A 1,851-nucleotide genomic window follows, 5' to 3' on the forward strand; every position below is an offset into this window, starting at 1 on the left:
GACTAGTCCTCAATCAAGCGACTGCTAAGTCGCGAATATTTTATAAAACTCGAAAACCCTTGGCGTTTTACGCGTCTATTGGAGGTTACTAAGACTTCAATCCACGCACGCTACAAGGGGTTTCGAGTGAACATCAGGGTACGTCAACAACTGCGAAAACGCAAACGGAGATTATTACGCAGAATTTCAGTCCAGCATGGAGCGTGGAAATCGCCCATGATTCGTCCTTCCACCACGAAACTCGAACTCGCCGAGAAACAGCAGGCGGTCTCCTGCGGCGGTATCGCAGTGATCCTCGAACTGATCAAGAAGCTTGGTCTGCGGAAGGAACTCAATCGTTCGGCAAAGGTATTCAAGCTCCACCTGCCCTACGACGAAACTGACCACATTCTCAACATTGCCCTGAACCTGCTCGCCGGTGGAACGTGCTTGGATCACATCGAACAACGACGCAACGACGAAGCCTATCTCGATGCACTCGGTGCGGAGCGCATACCCGACCCGACTACTGCTGGAGATTTCTGCCGGAGATTCAGTCACCTCAAGCTGCTCATGGTCATGCAGGCAGTCAATCGCGTTCGGCAAACCGTTTGGAAGCAGCAAGAGGACAGCTTTCTCGATTGCGCCACGATCGAAGCAGACGGAACGATGGTGGAAACAAGCGGTGAAAAGAAATCCGGCATCGGCATCAACTACAAAGGCCAATGGGGCTACCATCCGCTGGTCGTCACGCTCGCGGAAACTCAGGAGCTGCTTTACCTGCACAATCGTAGCGGCAATCGTACCAGCGAGGAAGACTCCGCATTTTTCTATGACTTGGCGATCCAACAATGCACACAGGCGGGCTTTCGAAAGATCGTTCTTCGTGGCGATACGGCCTTCTCGTCGACGGAGCACTTGGATCGCTGGGACAACTCAGGTGTGAAGTTCATTCTTGGCTATTCCGCTCATCGGAACCTCTGCCGCATCGCTGATTCGCTTGCAAAAACCGCATGGAAACGGCTTGACCGTTCGAGGCGAAGCACGCCGGACAAGGCAGAGCGTGCCTGCCGTCCGAACGAGAGAGAACGAATCGTCCAGACCAATGGCTACAAGAATCAACGACTTACCGGAGAGAGTTACGCTGAATTCGAGTATTGTCCCACCGCATGCGAGAAGACTTATCGAATGATCGTTGTTCGCAAAGACATTGATGTAACCAGTGGGCAACAGCTACTGTTCTCCGAAGAGCGATACTTCTTTTATATCACCAATGAAACAGCAGGAACTTTGCCAGCGAGGGAAGTGATTCGCGGCAGCAACCAGCGTTGCGACCAAGAAAACACGATCAGCCAATTGAAAGCCTGTGGAGCCTTGACCGCTCCGCTGGATAACCTTGAAAGCAACATGGCGTACATGCTGTTCGCCTCCTTGGCTTGGACGTTGAAGATTTGGAGCGGGTTGCTGGTTCAAGTCAAGGGCAACGAAAGTCAGAAACGTGTTCGCCGGGAAGCTCGCAACCGAATTATTCGGATGGAATTCTGGACGTATTTGAATTCGCTGATCCTTCTTCCCGCTCAAATCATCCGTTCGTCACGGCAGCGCGTCTTCCGGTTGTTAACCTATCGCCCTACGGTGGACCTACTGATGACCCTACACGATCACATCCGCAAGCCACTGCGATGTTGACGACTCAGCACCAACGAAGCCGAGGTCTGGACGTCTCGGTACCGCTCAAACGCCTAACTCAAAGAACACGAGCCATGCGAAGATCAAGATCGAAAATCAAAAAGCCTGGCCACCGGTCTGCTCGCATCGCACAAGCGAAAAACCCGAAAACGTCACGCGTGGATCGCTTGATTGAGGACTAGT

Annotated in this window: 1 protein-coding gene; it reads left to right on the plus strand. The window is 52.5% G+C overall.

Annotated elements, in window-relative coordinates; genetic code table 11:
• Window positions 1–216: 216 nt before the first annotated feature.
• Window positions 217–1,668: an IS1380 family transposase gene (locus CA13_RS34300; protein ID WP_146393721.1), complete on the plus strand. Its 1,452-nt coding sequence runs from the start codon at window positions 217–219 to the stop codon at window positions 1,666–1,668.
• Window positions 1,669–1,851 lie beyond the last annotated feature (183 nt).

Origin of the sequence: Novipirellula herctigrandis (genome assembly GCA_007859835.1) — a bacterium.
GTDB classification, from domain to species: Bacteria; Planctomycetota; Planctomycetia; order Pirellulales; family Pirellulaceae; genus Novipirellula_A; species Novipirellula_A herctigrandis.

What these genes read in the sequence shown, in the direction of transcription:
- CA13_RS34300 (WP_146393721.1), top strand. Translation starts at nt 217, where the DNA reads ATGATTCGTCCTTCCACCACGAAACTCGAACTCGCCGAGAAACAGCAG.